Source organism: Sulfuriferula nivalis (genome assembly GCF_009937995.1).
Lineage (GTDB): Bacteria > Pseudomonadota > Gammaproteobacteria > Burkholderiales > Sulfuriferulaceae > Sulfuriferula > Sulfuriferula nivalis.
On record NZ_AP021881.1, the window covers coordinates 1,884,515 to 1,903,092 of the forward strand.

At 47.7% G+C, this 18,578-nt stretch carries 19 protein-coding genes; 12 read left to right on the forward strand and 7 right to left on the reverse strand.

Annotation, left to right across the window (positions count from 1 at the left end):
- The first annotated feature begins 41 nt into the window (after positions 1-41).
- From wrbA to SFSGTM_RS09340, 4 genes are read left to right on the forward strand one after another with little or no spacing between them, the layout of a single operon-like run.
- Positions 42-644, forward strand: coding sequence for an NAD(P)H:quinone oxidoreductase (gene wrbA / locus SFSGTM_RS09325; RefSeq protein ID WP_162084913.1), 603 nt, complete (start codon positions 42-44; stop codon positions 642-644).
- On the forward strand, positions 644-991 hold the full coding sequence (locus SFSGTM_RS09330) for a DUF2069 domain-containing protein (protein WP_162084914.1): 348 nt from the start codon (positions 644-646) through the stop codon (positions 989-991). The genes wrbA and SFSGTM_RS09330 overlap by 1 nt, the downstream gene beginning before the upstream one ends.
- A 12-nt stretch (positions 992-1,003) precedes the next feature.
- Positions 1,004-2,287 carry a serine--tRNA ligase gene (gene serS, locus SFSGTM_RS09335; protein ID WP_162084915.1) on the forward strand — a complete coding sequence of 428 codons (1,284 nt, stop codon included), beginning with the start codon at positions 1,004-1,006 and terminating at the stop codon, positions 2,285-2,287.
- The gene (locus SFSGTM_RS09340) at positions 2,280-2,933 is read left to right on the forward strand and encodes a DUF1345 domain-containing protein (RefSeq protein ID WP_162084916.1); all 654 of its coding nucleotides are present in this window, start codon (positions 2,280-2,282) and stop codon (positions 2,931-2,933) included. The genes serS and SFSGTM_RS09340 overlap by 8 nt, the downstream gene beginning before the upstream one ends.
- A gap of 86 nt (positions 2,934-3,019) precedes the next feature.
- On the opposite strand, the gene SFSGTM_RS09345 is transcribed toward SFSGTM_RS09340, so the two are convergent.
- Positions 3,020-3,997: a TonB family protein gene (locus SFSGTM_RS09345; protein ID WP_198420534.1), complete on the reverse strand. Its 978-nt coding sequence runs from the start codon at positions 3,995-3,997 to the stop codon at positions 3,020-3,022.
- 361 nt (positions 3,998-4,358) lie between these two features.
- Here SFSGTM_RS09345 and chrA point away from each other — a divergent pair, with 361 nt between their 5' ends.
- Complete coding sequence (chrA, locus tag SFSGTM_RS09350; protein ID WP_162084917.1) at positions 4,359-5,564, forward strand: chromate efflux transporter; 1,206 nt, start codon at positions 4,359-4,361, stop codon at positions 5,562-5,564.
- 1 nt (position 5,565) lies between these two features.
- On the forward strand, positions 5,566-6,327 hold the full coding sequence (locus tag SFSGTM_RS09355; protein ID WP_162084918.1) for a transporter: 762 nt from the start codon (positions 5,566-5,568) through the stop codon (positions 6,325-6,327).
- A gap of 189 nt (positions 6,328-6,516) precedes the next feature.
- Here the strand turns inward: SFSGTM_RS09355 and SFSGTM_RS09360 are convergent, their stop codons facing one another.
- Complete coding sequence (locus SFSGTM_RS09360) at positions 6,517-7,677, reverse strand: IS30 family transposase (RefSeq protein ID WP_162084919.1); 1,161 nt, start codon at positions 7,675-7,677, stop codon at positions 6,517-6,519.
- 439 nt (positions 7,678-8,116) lie between these two features.
- Between SFSGTM_RS09360 and SFSGTM_RS09365 the strand changes: the two genes are divergently transcribed.
- The gene (locus tag SFSGTM_RS09365; protein ID WP_162084920.1) at positions 8,117-8,773 is read left to right on the forward strand and encodes a peroxiredoxin; all 657 of its coding nucleotides are present in this window, start codon (positions 8,117-8,119) and stop codon (positions 8,771-8,773) included.
- A gap of 140 nt (positions 8,774-8,913) precedes the next feature.
- Positions 8,914-9,201, forward strand: a complete 288-nt coding sequence (locus tag SFSGTM_RS09370; RefSeq protein WP_162084921.1) for an encapsulin-associated ferritin-like protein — start codon at positions 8,914-8,916, stop codon at positions 9,199-9,201.
- A 262-nt stretch (positions 9,202-9,463) separates the two neighbouring features.
- Here the strand turns inward: SFSGTM_RS09370 and SFSGTM_RS09375 are convergent, their stop codons facing one another.
- Positions 9,464-10,549 (reverse strand): TRAP transporter substrate-binding protein, encoded by a 1,086-nt coding sequence (locus SFSGTM_RS09375; protein ID WP_162084922.1) that lies wholly within the window; start codon positions 10,547-10,549, stop codon positions 9,464-9,466.
- A 68-nt stretch (positions 10,550-10,617) separates the two neighbouring features.
- On the opposite strand from SFSGTM_RS09375, the gene SFSGTM_RS09380 reads away from it, so the two are divergent.
- The 4 genes from SFSGTM_RS09380 to dnaJ all read left to right on the forward strand — a co-directional run bounded on the left by SFSGTM_RS09380 (position 10,618) and on the right by dnaJ (position 16,134).
- Positions 10,618-12,300: a glutamine--tRNA ligase/YqeY domain fusion protein gene (locus tag SFSGTM_RS09380; RefSeq protein ID WP_162084923.1), complete on the forward strand. Its 1,683-nt coding sequence runs from the start codon at positions 10,618-10,620 to the stop codon at positions 12,298-12,300.
- A 110-nt stretch (positions 12,301-12,410) separates the two neighbouring features.
- Entirely contained in the window at positions 12,411-12,932 is a 522-nt protein-coding gene (gene grpE, locus SFSGTM_RS09385) for a nucleotide exchange factor GrpE (protein WP_162084924.1), read from the forward strand.
- 73 nt (positions 12,933-13,005) lie between these two features.
- On the forward strand, positions 13,006-14,925 hold the full coding sequence (gene dnaK / locus SFSGTM_RS09390; RefSeq protein ID WP_162084925.1) for a molecular chaperone DnaK: 1,920 nt from the start codon (positions 13,006-13,008) through the stop codon (positions 14,923-14,925).
- 96 nt (positions 14,926-15,021) lie between these two features.
- The gene (gene dnaJ / locus SFSGTM_RS09395; RefSeq protein ID WP_162084926.1) at positions 15,022-16,134 is read left to right on the forward strand and encodes a molecular chaperone DnaJ; all 1,113 of its coding nucleotides are present in this window, start codon (positions 15,022-15,024) and stop codon (positions 16,132-16,134) included.
- Positions 16,135-16,187: 53 nt separating this feature from the next.
- Here the strand turns inward: dnaJ and SFSGTM_RS09400 are convergent, their stop codons facing one another.
- Genes SFSGTM_RS09400 through SFSGTM_RS09415 form a run of 4 tightly spaced genes read right to left on the reverse strand, consistent with a single transcriptional unit; the run spans position 16,188 to position 18,577 of the window.
- On the reverse strand, positions 16,188-16,727 hold the full coding sequence (locus SFSGTM_RS09400) for a DUF1439 domain-containing protein (protein WP_162084927.1): 540 nt from the start codon (positions 16,725-16,727) through the stop codon (positions 16,188-16,190).
- Entirely contained in the window at positions 16,727-17,443 is a 717-nt protein-coding gene (locus SFSGTM_RS09405) for an EI24 domain-containing protein (protein ID WP_162084928.1), read from the reverse strand. The genes SFSGTM_RS09400 and SFSGTM_RS09405 overlap by 1 nt, the downstream gene beginning before the upstream one ends.
- Entirely contained in the window at positions 17,440-18,213 is a 774-nt protein-coding gene (locus tag SFSGTM_RS09410; protein ID WP_162084929.1) for a TatD family hydrolase, read from the reverse strand. The genes SFSGTM_RS09405 and SFSGTM_RS09410 overlap by 4 nt, the downstream gene beginning before the upstream one ends.
- A gap of 4 nt (positions 18,214-18,217) precedes the next feature.
- Complete coding sequence (locus SFSGTM_RS09415) at positions 18,218-18,577, reverse strand: PilZ domain-containing protein (RefSeq protein WP_162084930.1); 360 nt, start codon at positions 18,575-18,577, stop codon at positions 18,218-18,220.
- Between the last annotated feature and the right edge of the window lies 1 nt (position 18,578).

Below are 18,578 nucleotides of genomic sequence, written 5' to 3' on the forward strand. Positions count from 1 at the left end.
TCGCGGTATAATTGCCGTCTATACTACATTACGAGCTTATTATGCCCGACATCCTCGTTCTCTATTACAGTCAACACGGCTCAACTGCCGCTGTCGCGCAAGCAATTGCACGGGGAATAGAATCCGTTCCCAATGCACAAGCACGTATCCGCACCGTACCCAAAGTTGCACCAACGACCCAGATTGCCACACCCGCCATTCCCGATGCAGGCGCACCTTATGTTGAAATCCATGATTTGACGGAATGCATAGGTTTGGCACTGGGTAGTCCTACACGTTTTGGCAACATGGCTTCAGCAATGAAACACTTTCTCGATGGCACGGCTGCTATATGGATGCAAGGTGGTCTGGCGGGTAAACCTGCCGCCGTGTTCACCTCGACTACCACTATGCACGGCGGGCAGGAAAGCACATTGCTGTCGATGATGTTGCCATTACTGCATCACGGCATGGTCATTGTTGGCATTCCGTTTACCGAAGCAACGCTGACCAGCACTACCAGTGGCGGTACACCTTATGGTGCCAGCCATGTCAGCGGCATTGATAATAAAACCCAACTCACGGAAGACGAACGCAAACTAGCCTTTGCATTAGGTCAACGCCTCGCCACCACCGCACTGAAACTTGCCACTGAAAGTCATTAATGAACAACACGAAACTATTACAAAACATCAGCATCGTCAGCCTTATCGCACTGATATTTCTATCCGTCGCCTGGGAAGGCTGGCTGGCTCCGCTTAAACCCGGCGGTTCCATGCTGATATTCAAGGTTCTCCCGCTGCTCGCTCCGCTATTCGGCATATTGCACGGCAAACGTTATACCTACCAATGGTCATCATTGATGATACTGGTGTACTTCACTGAAGGCGCAGTCCGCGCATGGTCAGATCATGGCATCTCGCAAATTCTGGCTATGATAGAAGTTGCGTTCACCGTTACTTTCTTTTTTGCCACTATTTATTACGCTCGCGCCACTGGCCGCGCACATTGATACAGGAATACCATGTTAGATATACAACTACTCCGCAATGATTTAGACAACGTCGCCGCCCGCCTCGCCAGTCGTGGTTTTACCCTCGATACCAGCGAATTCGCACGCCTTGAAGTCGAACGTAAAAAAATCCAGACCCTCACTCAGGAATTGCAAGCCAAACGTAATGCCAGCTCCAAGCAGATAGGTATCGCCAAATCCAAAGGTGAAGACAGCAGCGCGATCATGGCGGAAATCGCCAATCTGGGCGACGAACTCAAAGCGGCGGAAGATGCATTAACTGAATTGCAAACACCGCTAAACGCGCTGCTCATGAGCATTCCTAACCTGCCACATGAATCAGTTCCTGTTGGCAAATCCGAAGAAGACAACGTCGAAGTCAGCCGCGTCGGCACACCGCGCAGTTTTGATTTCCCTATCAAGGATCATGTCGAGCTAGGCGAAAAACTCGGTCTGGATTTTGAGACCGCAACCAAAATTGCAGGTGCACGTTTCTCATTACTACGTGGTGACTTAGCCCGCTTACATCGCGCATTAGCGCAGTTCATGCTGGATACGCACACCGTGGATCACGGCTATACCGAAGTTTATGTGCCTTATCTCGTCAACGCCGAATCCATGCGTGGCACGGGACAATTACCAAAATTCGAAGAAGACCTGTTCCACGTACCTCGTACCGACGCAGAAAAACTCTACCTCATCCCAACTGCAGAAGTGCCTCTGACCAACATGGTACGTGGTGAAATTGTTGACAGCGCAACCTTGCCACTGAAATTCGTCGCACATACCCCGTGCTTCCGCTCTGAAGCCGGCGCATACGGTCGCGACACACGCGGAATGATACGCCAGCATCAATTCGATAAAGTTGAATTAGTACAACTGGTCAAACCCGAACATAGTTACGATGTACTGGAAGCCCTCACCAGCCACGCTGAAGCTATTCTAACCGCTCTGGAACTGCCTTATCGAAAAATGGCGCTGTGCACCAAGGATATGGGGTTCTCCGCTGCCAAAACCTACGATCTGGAAGTCTGGCTGCCTGCACAGAACACTTATCGCGAAATCTCGTCATGCAGCAACTTCGAAGCTTTCCAGACTCGCCGCATGCAAGCTCGTTTCCGCAATGACAGCGGCAAGCCCGAACTACTGCACAGCATTAATGGTTCAGGACTAGCAGTAGGCCGTACGCTCGTAGCCATATTGGAAAACCATCAGCAAGCCGATGGCTCCATCAGCATACCAGCGGCATTACAGCCCTATATGCGTGGCATGACCAGTCTGAGCCTGAGTGCGTAATTTAAGTGATTTTCAGCGTTTAGGTATTGCGGTAGTCGCAGGATTACTTACATTTTTTGTCCTGCCCAACCGCATCATCTTGCTGGACACACGTATCATCGCCAGCTGGGATGTGGCAGCAAGCACAAGTTTATTACTCGCCTGGGTAACCATGGCAGGTGCTGATGCGACTGCCACAAAAACCAGCACGTTAAATAAGCGTCAAAGTAGTTCAGGTATATTGGCGCTAGTCATCTTGGCAGCATTGGCCAGCCTGATGGCACTTACGTTTTTATTCAAAGCCAATGAGAACGTCAGCGAACTAGCCAAAATTGCACACGTAGGACTTTCAGTTATCGCGTTAGTTACGTCATGGCTGCTGATACACACGCGCTACGCCTTCCACTACGCTCATCGCTATTACGTTAGCAGTGGTAGCACACACAGAAAAATATTGGGCGGGCTAAGTTTCCCTGGTGGCAACCCTCCAGATTACTTCGATTTTGCCTACTTTTCATTCGTCATCGGCATGACCTCACAAGTCTCCGATGTCACCATCACCTCCCGCGTCATGCGCCGTATCACGCTGATTCATGGCTTGTTATCATTTGCATTTAACATGGGTGTATTGGCACTGAGCATTAATATTGTTGCTAGTATGATTTAATTGTCACTACACCCTCACTGGCAACATCGTGCTTCTGAAGGTGTTTCTAAAAGTCGCAGTAGTGCCAATCATCATGCTTGAAAAAATCAATTGACCCCATTTAATCGCCCCGAACCCCATTGATCAAATTGGCGTTTCATATCTTTCTCTTCTGCATCGATGGAGTCCGATGAGGAGTCAGGTGGGCAATCTGTCTGTGGGGATGCGCTGGTCACGGGCGAACCAGCCTCCTGATTGCCTTGCGCAGTGTGCTGAATTGAAGCGCCATCCCACGCGTAAGGATTATGAAAGGCCGGCGGATCGGGTAAACAGTCATATTTGTAAATAGGTGGCCACCCCATCTCAACCGGCTCAAATGAGATTGTCTTTTCAAACACGAGAGGTTTACCAGTCGGAGTAGGCGGCAATGGTGGCAGCGCGCTAATGGCTTGCAAAGCCAGCTTTTCAGCTGTTTCCGAGGTCGTCCAAAGCACTTCGACCTTGGCAATTTTGCCGTCGGGTGCAATCTCTATATGTAATCTAACCTGCCCCTGTTGAGGACCCTCCACTGCTGTTCCCATCATGCTTCGAACCAACTGACCCCAGTTGTAACGGTAACGCTTGCTGTTCTTGAGCGTGTAGGTAGAAGCTAATTTCCACTCCTCTGCGGTTGGAGGTGGCGGCGCTGGCATGGAAGCTGGTTTTTTCTCAGGTTCGGGTGGTGGCATGGAATCCACAATGCCATTGTGCTCAACCTCCTCGACACTCGTCGGTGTTGGGATAGCCAGTTTGGAGCGCAGTTTCGTAGTGTGTTCCAGAGACCCAGCGCTCACTTGGGCAAGGCTGGCAGATTTCGCTGCATTAGCGGCATGTCTCATTGGCTGGGCAGGCTCAATCAATAGACTTACCTGCAATGGCTCTGAAACTGTCGATGAGTGAGGATGTGGTAACGCCTTGACCGTCGATAGCACCAGCAGTACTGCGTGTAACCCCAGCGACAACGCAAGCGCCACGAGAATACTTATCCGGATTTTGGGCATGTGAAAGTGAGGTGTGGGGTTGAAGAGTTGAGCCGATTCTGGCATGCCAAGGATGAAATGGTCAAGTAATTGACAGCCATGATTTGTGTAGCGAAGCCACTACGTACACCGTATATTTGCAGGGTGGATGTGAATATATATTTGTGGACTGAACCTAAAATCGATTCATATAGATAACCAATTTTCAGCAGAGTAACCGATTCCAACAATGACGGTAATTAATAGGCGTAATAGAACGGGTTGTACGCCAATTGCGGATGGTCGGGATGTAGATATCAAGTAAGAAGCCTGACGCTCGTGCACGCCAACAAGGCATCATGAGGCGACATCAAATATACTCCCCATAATGGACGGTCAACAAAAAATCCAGGTTATGATTAAATAGTACTCAAATTTAGGTAGTGAAATGGGACGATTGGAAATTACATTGCCAAAAGAACATCAACATCCTTTGGAAATATTCCTGATTTTTCTCCGGTTGGGGCTAACTTCATTCGGAGGGCCAATTGCCCATCTTGGATATTTCCGTCAGGAGTTTGTGGAGCGCTACAAGTGGCTGGACGAACACGCATATGCCGATCTGGTTTCGTTATGCCAATTTCTGCCAGGACCAGCAAGCAGCCAAGTTGGTATCGCAATTGGATTATCGCGGGGTGGTGTTTCTGGTGCAATCGCTTCATGGCTTGGTTTTACTTTGCCATCGGCAATTCTGCTCGTCATCTTTGGGCTTTCTTCTGTGGAAAACCATCTCGGAAGTGACTGGCTGCATGGGCTCAAGATTGCTGCCGTGGCAGTGGTGGCTCAGGCGCTCTGGGTAATGGGCAAAAGCCTCAGCCCGGATAAAATTCGGGCAACAATCGCCATATGCGCAGCCGCCATGGCAACGTTAATCCCATCCTCGCTTGGACAGCTTGCTGCAATTGCCGCTGGTGGTTTCTTCGGCTGGGCATTCCTCAATGTTTCAACCGTTCTGCCGCATAATTCCATCCAAACCAAGACCGGTAGAAACACTGGGATGGCATTGCTTATGATGTTTTTCATACTTCTGGTTTTACTACCTGTCGCAGCATCGAGTACAAACAGTCATATTATTAAACTATTCGATAGTTTTTATCGCGTCGGCTCACTGGTTTTTGGTGGAGGGCATGTCGTGTTGCCACTTCTTCAGTCACAGGTCGTGCCCTCTGGATGGATATCCAATGACGCTTTCCTTGCCGGATATGGCGCAGCGCAGGCCATTCCGGGGCCGCTGTTTACCTTCGCCGCATATCTTGGTGCTGTTTCTACTCAAACACCTTCCAGTTGGGCGGGAGCAGGAATCGCACTGACTGCGATATTCCTGCCATCATTCCTATTAATTATCGGGATTCTGCCGTTTTGGGAACAACTACGCCGTTATAAGACCATGCAGCGGGCGATGCTCGGGATTAACGCGGCGGTAGTGGGAATTTTACTCGCCGCTTTTTACAATCCGGTATGGATAAGCTCAATCCGGAGTCCGGTTGACTTCTGCCTGGCATCTACCGCCTTTTTGCTCCTGGTCTTCTGGAAGTCTCCCCCGTGGTTGGTCGTACTGCTGGCAGCATTGGTTACAGGATTGGGAATTGGTTAAAATGAAACCATACAGCGTAGATTATATTGCCGGCGCTTTGCTGGCATGCACCATACTAATTATCTCATCCCCAGCGTTGGCTGGTCCGCCGTTCCTTACGGACGATCCCGAGCCAGTTGAATATCAGCATCACGAGTTATATATCTCCTCACAACAATTAAAAACAAGAAACGACACAACCGGAACGCTGCCTCACATCGAATACAACTATGGTGCGTTGCCTGATCTGCAACTGCACATCATTGTTCCCTACGCTTTCAACCACCCGGTGAACGGTCAACGCGAAGGTGGGCTGGGAGATATTGAGCTGGGTGCCAAATACCGCTTTATGCAGGAAACCGACAATCGACCAATGGTAGGCATCTTCCCTCTTGTCGAAATCCACACAGGTGACGCCAACAAAGGGCTGGGAAACGGAGCCACCCAAGTGTTTCTGCCCATTTGGCTGCAGAAAAGATGGGGCGAGTGGCAAAGTTATGGGGGTGGAGGCTACTGGATCAACAATGCTCAGATTGCCAAGAACCACTGGTTATTCGGATGGCAGTTACAGAAGGATATTTCGGATCATCTGACGCTGGGCGGAGAGATATACTTCAGCACAGAGCAGGCACCTGGTGCTGGATCAAGTTCCGGCTTCAATCTAGGCGGATTCTACAACCTTGATGAGCACAATCATCTGCTTTTTTCTGCTGGCCGTGGGCTGACCAATATTGATACAACAAACCAGCTTTCTTCCTATATTGGCTATCAAATAACTTGGTGATTCCATCTGCATTCTAGATAAGCATCTGGCCAGTTAGGGTCGTTTAATGAATTAATCTGCCAGATAGCAGGCCATCTTCAAGTTAAGTAGTGCTTCAATTGCGAACATTGGCGATCAGTTGACTGGTTTGGCCGAGCAGCTGGCATTCATCATGGTCATCACTTTGACTGACCGCTCCTGGCTGCGGATTCAACCGGTCGATGCAACAGATTGGCTGAATCGTTCAGCGTGCGTTTCATAGTTAAGTGTCTTCCTGGGCCGGGTATTTAATTTTATAGCTACTGCATTTAGTTCGGTTTGCGAGTAAGTGGAAAGGTCTATCCCCTTGGGGAAATACTGCCTCAATAGCCCATTCGTGTTCTCATTAGTCCCTCGCTGCCAAGGATTATGAGGGTCGCAGAAGTAAACCTTAATATCAGTCGCTAGCGTGAAACGCTTGTGGTCTGCCATTTCTTTGCCTCGATCCCAAGTCAGCGATTTGTAGAGTTCCTGCGGTAACTCGCGAGCATTTTTGATCAACGCGTTGATGACGGTTTCGGTGTCTTTGCTGGTGACCTTTACCAACTTCACGTAGCGTGTATGACGTTCGACCAGAGTCGCAATCTGGCTGTTCCCGCTTCCACACAGCAGGTCACCCTCCCAGTGGCCGGGTACAGCACGATCTGCTGCCGTAGCCGGACGTTCACTGATCGATACCGCATCGGTAATTCTGCCATGATTGTCTGTCTTCTGCGAATGATGGCGCGAGCGGCGCATAACTCGTGTGCGTCTCAAATGCTGCACCAGTTCTTTCTTCAGAGCTCCACGGGCTTGAATGAAGAGGCTGCGATAGATGGTCTCGTGTGACACCTGATAGTTCTCGTCGTCTGGGTAAATGCGTTTCAGCCATCCAGCAATTTGCTCCGGTGCCCACTGCAATTGGAGCTTCCCTGCCACGATGTGCGCCAACGTTCTGTTCGCCACCAGTTTACAGGTCTTGGGGCGAAGCGTCCGATCCCAGGCTGCTTGGTCAGCTTGATTCGCCCGATAACTTTCCTGTCCACCGTTGCGCTTGAACTCGCGACTGATGGTGGATGGTGCACGCCCGAGAGACGTTGCAATCGAGCGAAGCGACTGACCCGCCACCACTGCACGCGATATCTCTTCGCGCTCAGCCAAAGTCAGAGCTAATCTCGAACGATGTCGCTGCGCCGGTCGTATCCCACCACTCTCGGACAAAATGCGTTGTATTGATGAGTGGTTTCGATCAAACAACTGCGCGATCTGCTGGAGAGATTCACCTTTCTGCCAGCGGTCCCACATCAGGGCTTTCTGGGTTTCCGTGTAATAGATTCGTGGTCTTTGTTTCATCTGCAACACTCCTTCTGCTTACGCAGATTATAGTATGTTGCATCGACCGGTTGAATCCGCAGGTCTAAGCAGTCGTTGGCGCGTTAATCAGACTACTGCCACTATGTATTCGGCTGATCGAACGAATAAACCATTGATTTGGCATGTGTGTAGGAGGCGAAGGTAAACTCGTTATGTGTGGCAACGTACAGAGTCGGTAATCGGTCGCCATTACATTGTGGATAGCGCATTACACACCGACTGAGTGCAGGTACAACAATCGAAACGTCTTTGCGATACACGCAAACCGGTTCATCCAACACAAAAGGTGTGAAACAACTGGGTCTGGCCGTTATGACCTTACTCGTCATCAGCGCGAAAGTGCTTAATAATGAGTCACTTTGAGTTCTAATCAGTGGCTTGTAAAGTTAACTGAACAACTACTAAGAGGAATACATTCATGTCTATTCGCATCGACGATATCGCTCCAGACTTCACTGTGGATTCTACAGCCGGCAAAATCAACCTTCATGAATGGATCGGTGACAGTTATGCCATTCTGTTTTCACATCCAAAAGATTTTACACCGGTGTGTACGACCGAATTCGGTGCAGTTGCTCAGCTTGTGCCCGAATTTGCCAAACGCAATACCAAGGTGATGGGCGTATCCGTGGACAACGTTGAAGAACACAAAAAATGGAAGCGCGATATCGAAGCCTTTGCTGGCGTTCCTGCCGACTTCCCGATTATCGACGACACTTCGTTACATGTTTCCAAACTGTACGACATGCTGCCAGCCGGTGCCTATCTGGCAGAGAATCGTACGCCTGCCAATAGCGCTACTGTACGGACTGTGTTCATCATCGGTCCGGACAAAAAGGTTCGCCTAACCATGTCATATCCGATGTCTGTGGGTCGCAACTTTGCTGAGATTTTACGTGCCTTGGATGCTATTCAGATTACTGATGGTGCACCTATTGCAACGCCCGCTAACTGGATTCCTGGTCAGGACGTGATTGTGGGATTAAGCCTGAACGATGAGCAGGCTAAAGAAAAGTTCGGAAATATCGATATTAAGCTGCCTTATTTGCGATTTACAAAAGCCCCGAAAAAGTAGGAAAGTGATCAGAGTCAAAGCCTGCACAAATTACAAGACAGATGAAGACAAGAGAGTTTTCTAGGCATCTCTGTCCTTTTTCCAAGTTTGCAGACGCTTAAAGAACTGCTTAATTTAACCAACCATAAAAAGGATAAAATATGTCAAGTGTCGGTTATCACGAGTCCATTGAAGAGCTATCAGATGAGACACGGGACATGCACAGAGCGATCGTTTCATTAATGGAAGAAATGGAAGCTGTGGATTGGTACAACCAGCGTGTGGATGCATGCAAGGATGAAGAACTCAAGGCAATCCTAGCGCACAATCGCGACGAGGAAAAGGAACATGCTTCTATGGTTCTAGAGTGGATTCGGCGCAAAGACTCAGCATTTTCCAAAGAACTTAAAGACTACTTGTTCACTGAGAAACCAATTGCACACAAATGAATTCGCCTAACTAGTCGGTTAACTCAGAAGTGCGATTGATCGCAGCACGCCGGTTGCTTAGTCCTTGATGGTCTGTTTTTGAAATCCACAATTTTCACTTATAAGCCAAGGAGCAGACTCAATTAATAATTTAGTCCGATGCATGCTTAGGCCAAACAGTGAACGATCCTCCCGACTACCTGCTAAGGATCAATTTCACCTATTCATGACAAACAAATTGTGTTGAAAAAACTGACCTGTCTAAAGCTCAAGTCAACTCCAATCACTTAACGTAATACATAAAATTCTGATACGGCGCTTCACCCACTTTGAACCACTGGATTTCGCTATCACGGAATTTTTTCCATTCGATGTAGATTTTTTTAAAAGCAGGATTCTTGGCGGCTTCTTCGTCATACAGCGCAAAAGCACGTTCCCGCGCGGCTAACATCACATCCTTAGGGAAAGGATGGATTTTTACGCCCTGCTGTATCAAGCGCATCATCGCAGGTGGATTTTTGCTGTCGTATTGTGCCAGCATCATGGCATTGGCTTCCATGGTGGCGACTTCAAAAGCCTGCTTGTACGTTTCAGGCAAGGCGTTCCATTTATCAATGTTGACCATAAAACTCAGTTGCGGGCCACCTTCCCACCAGCCTGGATAGTAATAATGCTTGGCGATTTTATAAAAGCCGAGCTTTTCATCGTCATACGGCCCTACCCATTCGGCTGCATCCAGTGCGCCACGCTCTAAAGCTGGATATATATCACCTCCAGGTAAAGTTTGCGGCACTGCGCCCAGCTTGGCCATGATTTTGCCACCCAAGCCTGGGATGCGCATTTTCAGGCCTTTTAAATCTGCCAGCGACTTGATTTCATGGCGAAACCAGCCGCCCATTTGTGTGCCTGTATTGCCACCCGGAAATTGCACGATATTGTAGTTTTTGAAAAACTCACGCATCAGTTGCAAGCCACCACCTGCATACATCCAGGAATTTTGTTGGCGAGCGGTTAACCCAAACGGCACTGCGCAATCAAATGCAAAAGCCATATTTTTACCAACATAGTAATAACTCGCCGTATGTCCACACTCGACGGTGCCATTTTGTACCGCATCCAACACTTGCAAGCCGGGGACCAACTCACCACCTGCAAAAACACGTATCTGGAACTTACCATTAGTTAATGCTGCAACGCGCTTGCTTAACACTTCGGCTGCGCCGTATATCGTGTCCAGACTTTTGGGGAAACTCGACGCTAGTCGCCAATTGATCACCGGTGCATCTGCCGCCTGTGCTATAGATGGTGCAGCTGCCAACCCTGCCAAACCCGCACCAGCAGCCCCCTTAATGAAATCTCGACGTTGCATTTATATCCCCAGCTTCTAATAAAGATGTAAAATTATACGGCTAACCGATTATTCACACACACTTAACTATGTCTGCACCTACTGAAAAACCTGTTATTTCCAACTTCATCCGCAATATCATTGATGACGACATCGCCAGCAACAAGTGGAACCACCCAGTTACCACGCGTTTTCCACCCGAGCCTAATGGGTATTTGCATTACGGCCATGCGAAATCCATCTGTCTGAATTTTGGCTTAGCGCGTGATTATGGTGGTGCGTGTCATTTGCGATTTGACGATACCAATCCCGAAAAAGAAGAACAGGAATACGTCGACTCAATTATCGACGCGGTGCGCTGGCTGGGATTTGACTGGGGCGACAACAAATTTTTTGCATCTGACTACTTTGACAAGCTTTACGCCTATGCAGAGTTCCTGATTGAACACAGTCTGGCTTACGTTGACAGCCAGGATGCTGCAGCGATGCGCGAAAACCGTGGCACGCATCTTGTACCAGGAACCAACAGCCCTTATCGCGAACGCACGCCAGCAGAAAATCTGGATTTATTCCGCCGTATGAAAGCGGGTGAATTTGCTGATGGTGCACACGTGTTGCGCGCTAAAATTGATATGGCTTCACCGAATTTCAACTTACGTGACCCAGTCATTTACCGCATTCGCCACGCCGAGCATCATCGTACCGGCAATACATGGTGCATCTATCCGCTATATGACTACACCCACTGTATTTCTGATGCGATAGAGCATATTACGCACTCGGTTTGCACGCTGGAATTTGAAGATCACCGTCCGCTCTATGACTGGGTACTGGATAAGCTACAACCTGTCATCGGCTGGCATCCGCAACAAATAGAATTTGCCCGTCTCAACCTTACCTACGTTGTGCTATCCAAACGTAAACTCATCAGTCTGGTCGAAGGCGGTCACGTTGATGGCTGGGACGACCCACGCTTGCCTACCTTAGTCGGCGCGCGCAGACGAGGTTTCACCGCTGCAGGGTTCCGTCTGTTTACTGACCGTATTGGGGTATCCAAAGGCGACTCATGGATAGACATGAGCGTGCTCGAAGACTGCATGCGTGAAGACTTGAATCAGGCCGCAGAACGCCGTATTGCCGTACTCGACCCGATCAAACTCATCATCGACAATTATGCTGAAAATCAGTCAGAAGTCTGCTACGCACCTAACCATCCATTAAAGCCAGAACTCGGCAAACGTGAAGTACCGCTATCTCGCGAGCTATGGATAGAGCGTGATGACTACATGGAAACACCGACCAAAGGCTATTTCCGTTTGTTCCCAGGCAACAAAGTTCGTTTGCGCTATGGCTATGTAGTTGAGTGTACAGGTGCTGAATATGGTACAGACGGCGAAATTATTGCAGTGCATTGCCAATATTTACCAGAAACAAAATCAGGCACTGCAGGAGCTGACAGCGTCAAGGTTAAAGGTAATATTCACTGGCTTTCCGCTGCACATGCCAGCGCAGTTGAAGTGCGACTCTACGACAGATTGTTCGCCGTGCCGCATCCAGGCGCAGATGACAAAGACTACTTGCTAGACATAAATCCATTGTCAAAACAAGTAATTAGCGCTTATGTTGAATCTGCCTTATTAGATATGCCAGCGGAACAGCATTTCCAGTTTGAACGCAATGGCTACTTCGTCAGCGACCGTGTCGACAGTGTTGCAGGCAAACCCGTATTTAACCGCACTGTCACTCTCAAGGACACCTGGGCGGCTAAATAGATTCACTAGCGCGGTGTTAAAACACCGCGCATCACTAAAATAATAAAAATCACGCTTGAAATACCCTTACTCATCCCCATCTCTTGCCTATCTAAAATCTAGGAGCCACTATGCAGTCCGAAAATAACCAGAACGAACAAGCTGAAGAAGTTTCAGCAGAAACAGAAACCATGCCTAGTCTGGAAGAGTCACTTAAACAAGCCGAATTACTCGCACAAGAGCACCACGACGCTTGGCTACGTGCAAAAGCTGAAGGCGACAATATTCGTAAGCGCGCACAAGAAGACGTGGCAAAAGCACACAAATTTGCGGTAGAAAATTTTGCTAATGAGTTGCTTGCAGTCAAAGATAGTTTAGAAGCGGCATTGAGCACAGATGCGCCTAGCATCGATAATCTGAAAAGCGGTGTCGAACTAACCCTGAAGCAACTCACCAGCGCTTTTGGTAAATCAAACTTGCAGGAAATTAACCCGGTGGGTGAAAAATTCGATGCGCACAAACACCAAGCCATCAGCATGATAGAAAGTGAAGCGGAAGCGAATACCGTTGTTGCCGTGTTGCAAAAAGGTTACCAGCTACACGATCGCGTCATTCGCCCAGCATTAGTAACCGTCGCAAAAGCTAAATCTTAAAAATTAGTCTTGAAAATTAAATCATTAACCACATATTAAACACATCTAATTAACTTAAAAACAGGAAAAAATCATGGGTAAAATTATCGGTATCGACTTAGGAACAACCAATTCTTGCGTTTCTGTAATGGAAAACGGCGCAACTAAAGTTATTGAAAATGCTGAAGGCGCGCGCACTACTCCTTCCATTGTTGCTTATGCAGAAGATGGCGAAATATTAGTTGGGGCGGCAGCAAAACGCCAGGCAGTTACCAATCCAAAAAACACGATATTCGCTGTTAAGCGTTTGATCGGTCGTCGTTTTGAAGAAAAAGAAGTACAGAAAGATATCGGCCTCATGCCTTACAGCATTGTCAAAGCTGACAATGGTGATGCATGGGTAGAAGTGCGCGGCAAAAAAATGTCTGCACCAGAAGTATCTGCACAGATCTTGATGAAAATGAAAAAGACTGCTGAAGACTACTTGGGTGAACCAGTAACTGAAGCAGTTATTACTGTACCAGCTTACTTTAACGACAGTCAGCGCCAGGCAACTAAAGATGCAGGTCGTATCGCAGGTTTGGAAGTTAAACGTATCATCAACGAACCTACTGCTGCTGCATTAGCGTTCGGTATGGACAAAAAAGAAGGTGATCGTAAGATTGCTGTGTATGACTTGGGTGGTGGTACATTCGATATCTCCATTATTGACATCGCTGAAATCGAAGGCGAACATCAGTTTGAAGTACTATCTACCAATGGTGATACTTTCCTTGGTGGTGAAGATTTCGACCAACGCGTAATTGACTATCTTGCTGATGAATTCAAAAAAGAACAAGGTATTGATTTGCGTAGCGACATGCTGGCATTGCAGCGTTTGAAAGAAGCGGCTGAAAAGGCAAAAATCGAGTTGTCATCTGCACAACAAACTGAAGTTAACCTGCCTTACATCACTGCAGATGCAAGTGGCCCTAAGCATTTGGCTGTTAAGATCACTCGCGCTAAATTTGAAAGCCTGGTTGAAGAATTGATCGAACGTACTATCGCTCCTTGCAAACAAGCGATTAAAGATTCAGGTGTAAGCGTAGCTGACATCGGCGACGTAATTTTAGTCGGCGGTATGACACGTATGCCTAAAGTACAAGAAAAGGTAAAAGAATTCTTCGGTAAAGAGCCACGTCGTGACGTTAACCCTGATGAAGCTGTTGCAGTTGGCGCATCTATTCAAGGTGGTGTATTACAAGGCGAAGTAAAAGACGTATTGTTGTTAGACGTAACACCGTTGTCTTTGGGTATTGAAACTATGGGTGGCGTGATGACTAAACTCATCCAGAAAAACACCACTATCCCAACTAAAGCTAGCCAAGTGTTCTCTACTGCGGAAGATAACCAGAATGCGGTTACCATCCACGTATTGCAAGGTGAGCGTGAAATCGCTTCTGGCAATAAGAGCTTGGGTCAATTCAACTTGTCCGACATTCCACCAGCATCACGCGGCATGCCACAAATTGAAGTGACATTTGACATCGATGCCAACGGTATTTTGCATGTTTCTGCAAAAGACAAAGCAACTGGTAAAGAGAACAAGATCAAGATTCAGGCTAGTTCTGGTTTGTCAGATGCTGAAATCCAGCAAATGGTGCAAGATGCTGAAGCCCATGCTGAAGATGACCGTATCATGCGCGAGTTGGTTGATGCACGTAACCAGTGCGACAATTTGATCCACTCAACCAAAAAATCGTTGACCGAATATGGCGACAAAGTCAGTGCCGACGAAAAATCTGCGATTGAAGCTGCGATTAGCGCTGCTGAAGAAGCGTTAAAAGGTAATGACAAGGCTGATGTCGAAGCGAAAGCAACTGCATTGGGCGAGCTGGCACACAAACTGTCTGAGAAAATGTATTCGGCTGAAGCTGCACCAGCAGGTGATGCTGGTCAAACAGGTGGCAACGCTCACGCCCATGATGACAATGTCGTTGATGCTGAGTTTGAAGAAGTTAAAGACAAGCCTTAAGTCTACTGCGTGTTAAAAGGGGTGCGCTAGTTTGCGCATCCCTTTTGCTTTATCTACAATTGCAAGATTTACCAAGCTAAATTTTTAATTCTAACCATGTCTAAACGCGATTATTATGAAGTGCTCGGCATCAATCGGGATGCCAGCGAAGAAGAACTCAAGAAGGCTTATCGTCGCTTAGCGATGAAATACCATCCTGACCGTAATCCAGACAATCCTAAGGCTGAAGAACAGTTCAAAGAGGCAAAGACTGCCTACGAAACACTGACTGACGCTCAAAAACGTGCTGCGTATGATCAATATGGTCATGCTGGCTTGGATCAAGGTGCTGGTATGGGTGGTGGCGCAGGTGGATTCTCTGATGCCTTCGGTGATATCTTTGGCGATATCTTCGGTGGTGGCGGTCGTGGACGCTCCAATGTCTACCGTGGCGCAGATCTGCAATACAATCTGGAAATCACCCTGGAAGAAGCCGCACGCGGTACTGAAACCAAGATACGCATCCCGACCCAGGAAGAATGCGAAACTTGTCACGGATCAGGCGCACGACCAGGTACCGAAGCCACAACATGTGGCACCTGTGGTGGTCATGGTCAAGTACGTATGCAACAAGGCTTTTTCTCTATCCAGCAGGCATGTCCAAAATGTCATGGTACGGGTAAAGTTATTCCTAACCCATGTACGACTTGTCATGGCTCTGGACGGGTTAAGAAGCATAAAACCTTATCAGTACGCATCCCATCCGGCGTAGACAATGGCGATCGCATACGCCTGTCTGGTGAAGGTGAAGCTGGTGTGAACGGTGGTCCAACAGGCGATCTATATGTTGTTATCCATCTCAAGGCACACTCTGTATTCCAACGTGATCACAATGATTTGCATTGCGAAATGCCGATCAGCTTCACCACGGCAGCATTAGGTGGCGAAATTGAGATCCCGACACTGGATGGTCATGCCAAGCTCAAAATTCCGGCAGAAACTCAATCTGGCAAAGTTTTCCGTTTGCGTGGCAAAGGTATACAGGGTGTACGCACCAACGCACCCGGCGACTTAATGTGTCATGTTGCTATCGAAACGCCAGTCAACCTTACCGAGCGTCAAAAGGAATTGCTGCGTGAGTTAGAAAGCATTAATCAGGAAGATGATGCCCGTCACAGCCCGAAAGCACGGTCATTCATGGATAAGGTGAAGGCTTTTTTTGCAGGCTGATTTAAGTTGAGTTACACCACTAAACCCCGATGCAGTTATGCCGCTTCGGGGTTTTATTTTTGGATATGCACAGTTACACCAGCATCTGTAATTTCCAAGCTCTCAGGGGCAAGGCTCATACCCAGAATTCGTGTTTCATTTTCCGTAAAATGATAAATGCTGGCCCCCTCTAACTGCTCACTCACTAGCATTGCCGCAATTTGATTCAAACTTTCTGCCTGCCCACTAGGCATACCAACGACACCAATTTTTTCTAACCGCGGCTCTTTTAAGATCACGCTTTGTTTAGCTACGTCATAAAACAAACTAGTAGTGATGCTGATGCTGCTATCAAGTACACGGTTATAACCCAGCATATACACTCGAGTATCAAACTGCAATGCAAGACGCCTGGTATCTGGGCGCGTAGCTATTTTTGGATTAAGCAAGGTTAAATCTATAATACCCAGATATTTTTTCTCGATAGGGAATTTTTTATCTAGATTTTTCTGCATCTCAGCCGTGGTAAAACTAAATTGATTCGGCTTAAACAGATTGCTAGTACAGCCAGCAATCAGCATAAGACTCATAATCAACGCCAAAATTTGGCGCATCACTTCTGCATCTCACGTAATTTCTGGAGTTTATTTAAGCCAAAATGTATATACGCCAGCCCAGTATAGATGGGTGAAAACAAATTAATGACGGGTATAAAATGCAAAAAAGCCAAAATCAAGCCCATGCCATAAAGACTGCCACCTGACTGTTCCAGTATCATGTCAAACTCTTCACGACTGGCATGATCTGCCAACGCATCATAACGGAATAATCGTTGATTCAGATAAGCAGTCAGCAGCAAGGAAAATACTGCCCCTAAGCCGGCAGCAAACCAGAATGGTAAAGTGATCAACCACAAGCCTATGTACACCACCACAGCAATGAGTGCATTCAAGATACTACCAAGCACTGTGCCGCCATGCTTGTATTCCAATGTAGGAAAATCACGTTGTGCCACATGCCTTACCATCATCGGCATAGCGATAACAGCTGCAACCAGCAACGCTGTAGTCAGCGCCAATGGCGTAATCAACAGCACCAGCAAAGTTACACTCAGCATACTTGCCATCCAGGCAAAGTTATACTGATCTAACCATAATTCTGCAGGCTGCACCCAGCCATTAAGTACACTCAACCAATCCGCCCAGAACAACCAGGCTAACGCCCCCCATAACAGCAAAGCAAAGACTACGGGCCATAAAACGATGGCCAGAATTTTTGGATGAAACAGGCTTTTTGCTGCCCCTAACAGGGCATCTATGATGTCACTCATGCAGGTGTAGCAGATGAAAACAAGTTGAAGAAATTGGCTGTCGTCGCCAGCCCTATCGTCTCAACCGAGACGCCACGTAACTGTGCTATATGCTCGGCAACGTGTTTGACCCATGCAGGTTCATTAGTTTTGCCACGATAGGGAATGGGAGCGAGATAAGGTGAGTCAGTCTCAATTAACATGCGATCCAGCGGCACTGCCTGTGCAACTGCCTTTAAATCAACCGCATTTTTGAAGGTGACTATACCCGAAAATGAAATATAAAAATTCATCGCCATTGCAGCTTCCGCCACAGCCAAACTTTCGGTAAAGCAATGCATTACACCACCGATCTCTGCGGCACCCTCTTCCTGCATGATACGCAAAGTATCTTCTGCGGCTGATCGAGTATGAATAATTAAAGGTTTTTTTGCTAGCTTTGCTGCGCGAATATGGGTGCGGAAACGCTCACGCTGCCATTCCAAATCTCCCGTCAAACGAAAATAGTCCAAGCCAGTTTCACCTATGGCAATAACACGAGGATGCGCAGCCAAGCTTACTAGTTGAGCAACGTCAGGTTCAATAAGATTTTCATAATCAGGATGGACACCCACTGATGCGAAAACATTGGCATGGCGCTCAGCCATTGCCAACACTTCAGGATAACGATCTAGTTCGACACTGACACATAAGGCATGCGTAACTTGGTTGGCGCGCATATTCGCCATCACTTCGGCTTCGCGCGCTACTAAATCCGGGAAATTAATATGGCAGTGCGAATCAATAAACATAGGCTTATAGCGTATGCGTAGGTCTGACCGCTTTCAATGATCCACCTAATGCACCCTCAATTTTATTACGTGCATAAACACCGTTTTCATTACTATCAAACTGTACGCCGATACCAGGCGTTTTACCGCCATGACAACCCACGGGGGTTACCCACACAACTTTACCCGCAACGGGAATTTTGTTGGCATCTTCAAGCAAGGACAGCAACATAAACACTTCATCACCTAAGTGATAAGGCTTGGTTGATGGCACAAACAGACCACCACCCTTTAAAAATGGCATATAAGCGGCAAACAAAGCCGATTTTTCTTTGATTGCCAATGACAAAACGCCAGGCCGTTGTACTGGAGGAACTGCACTCATG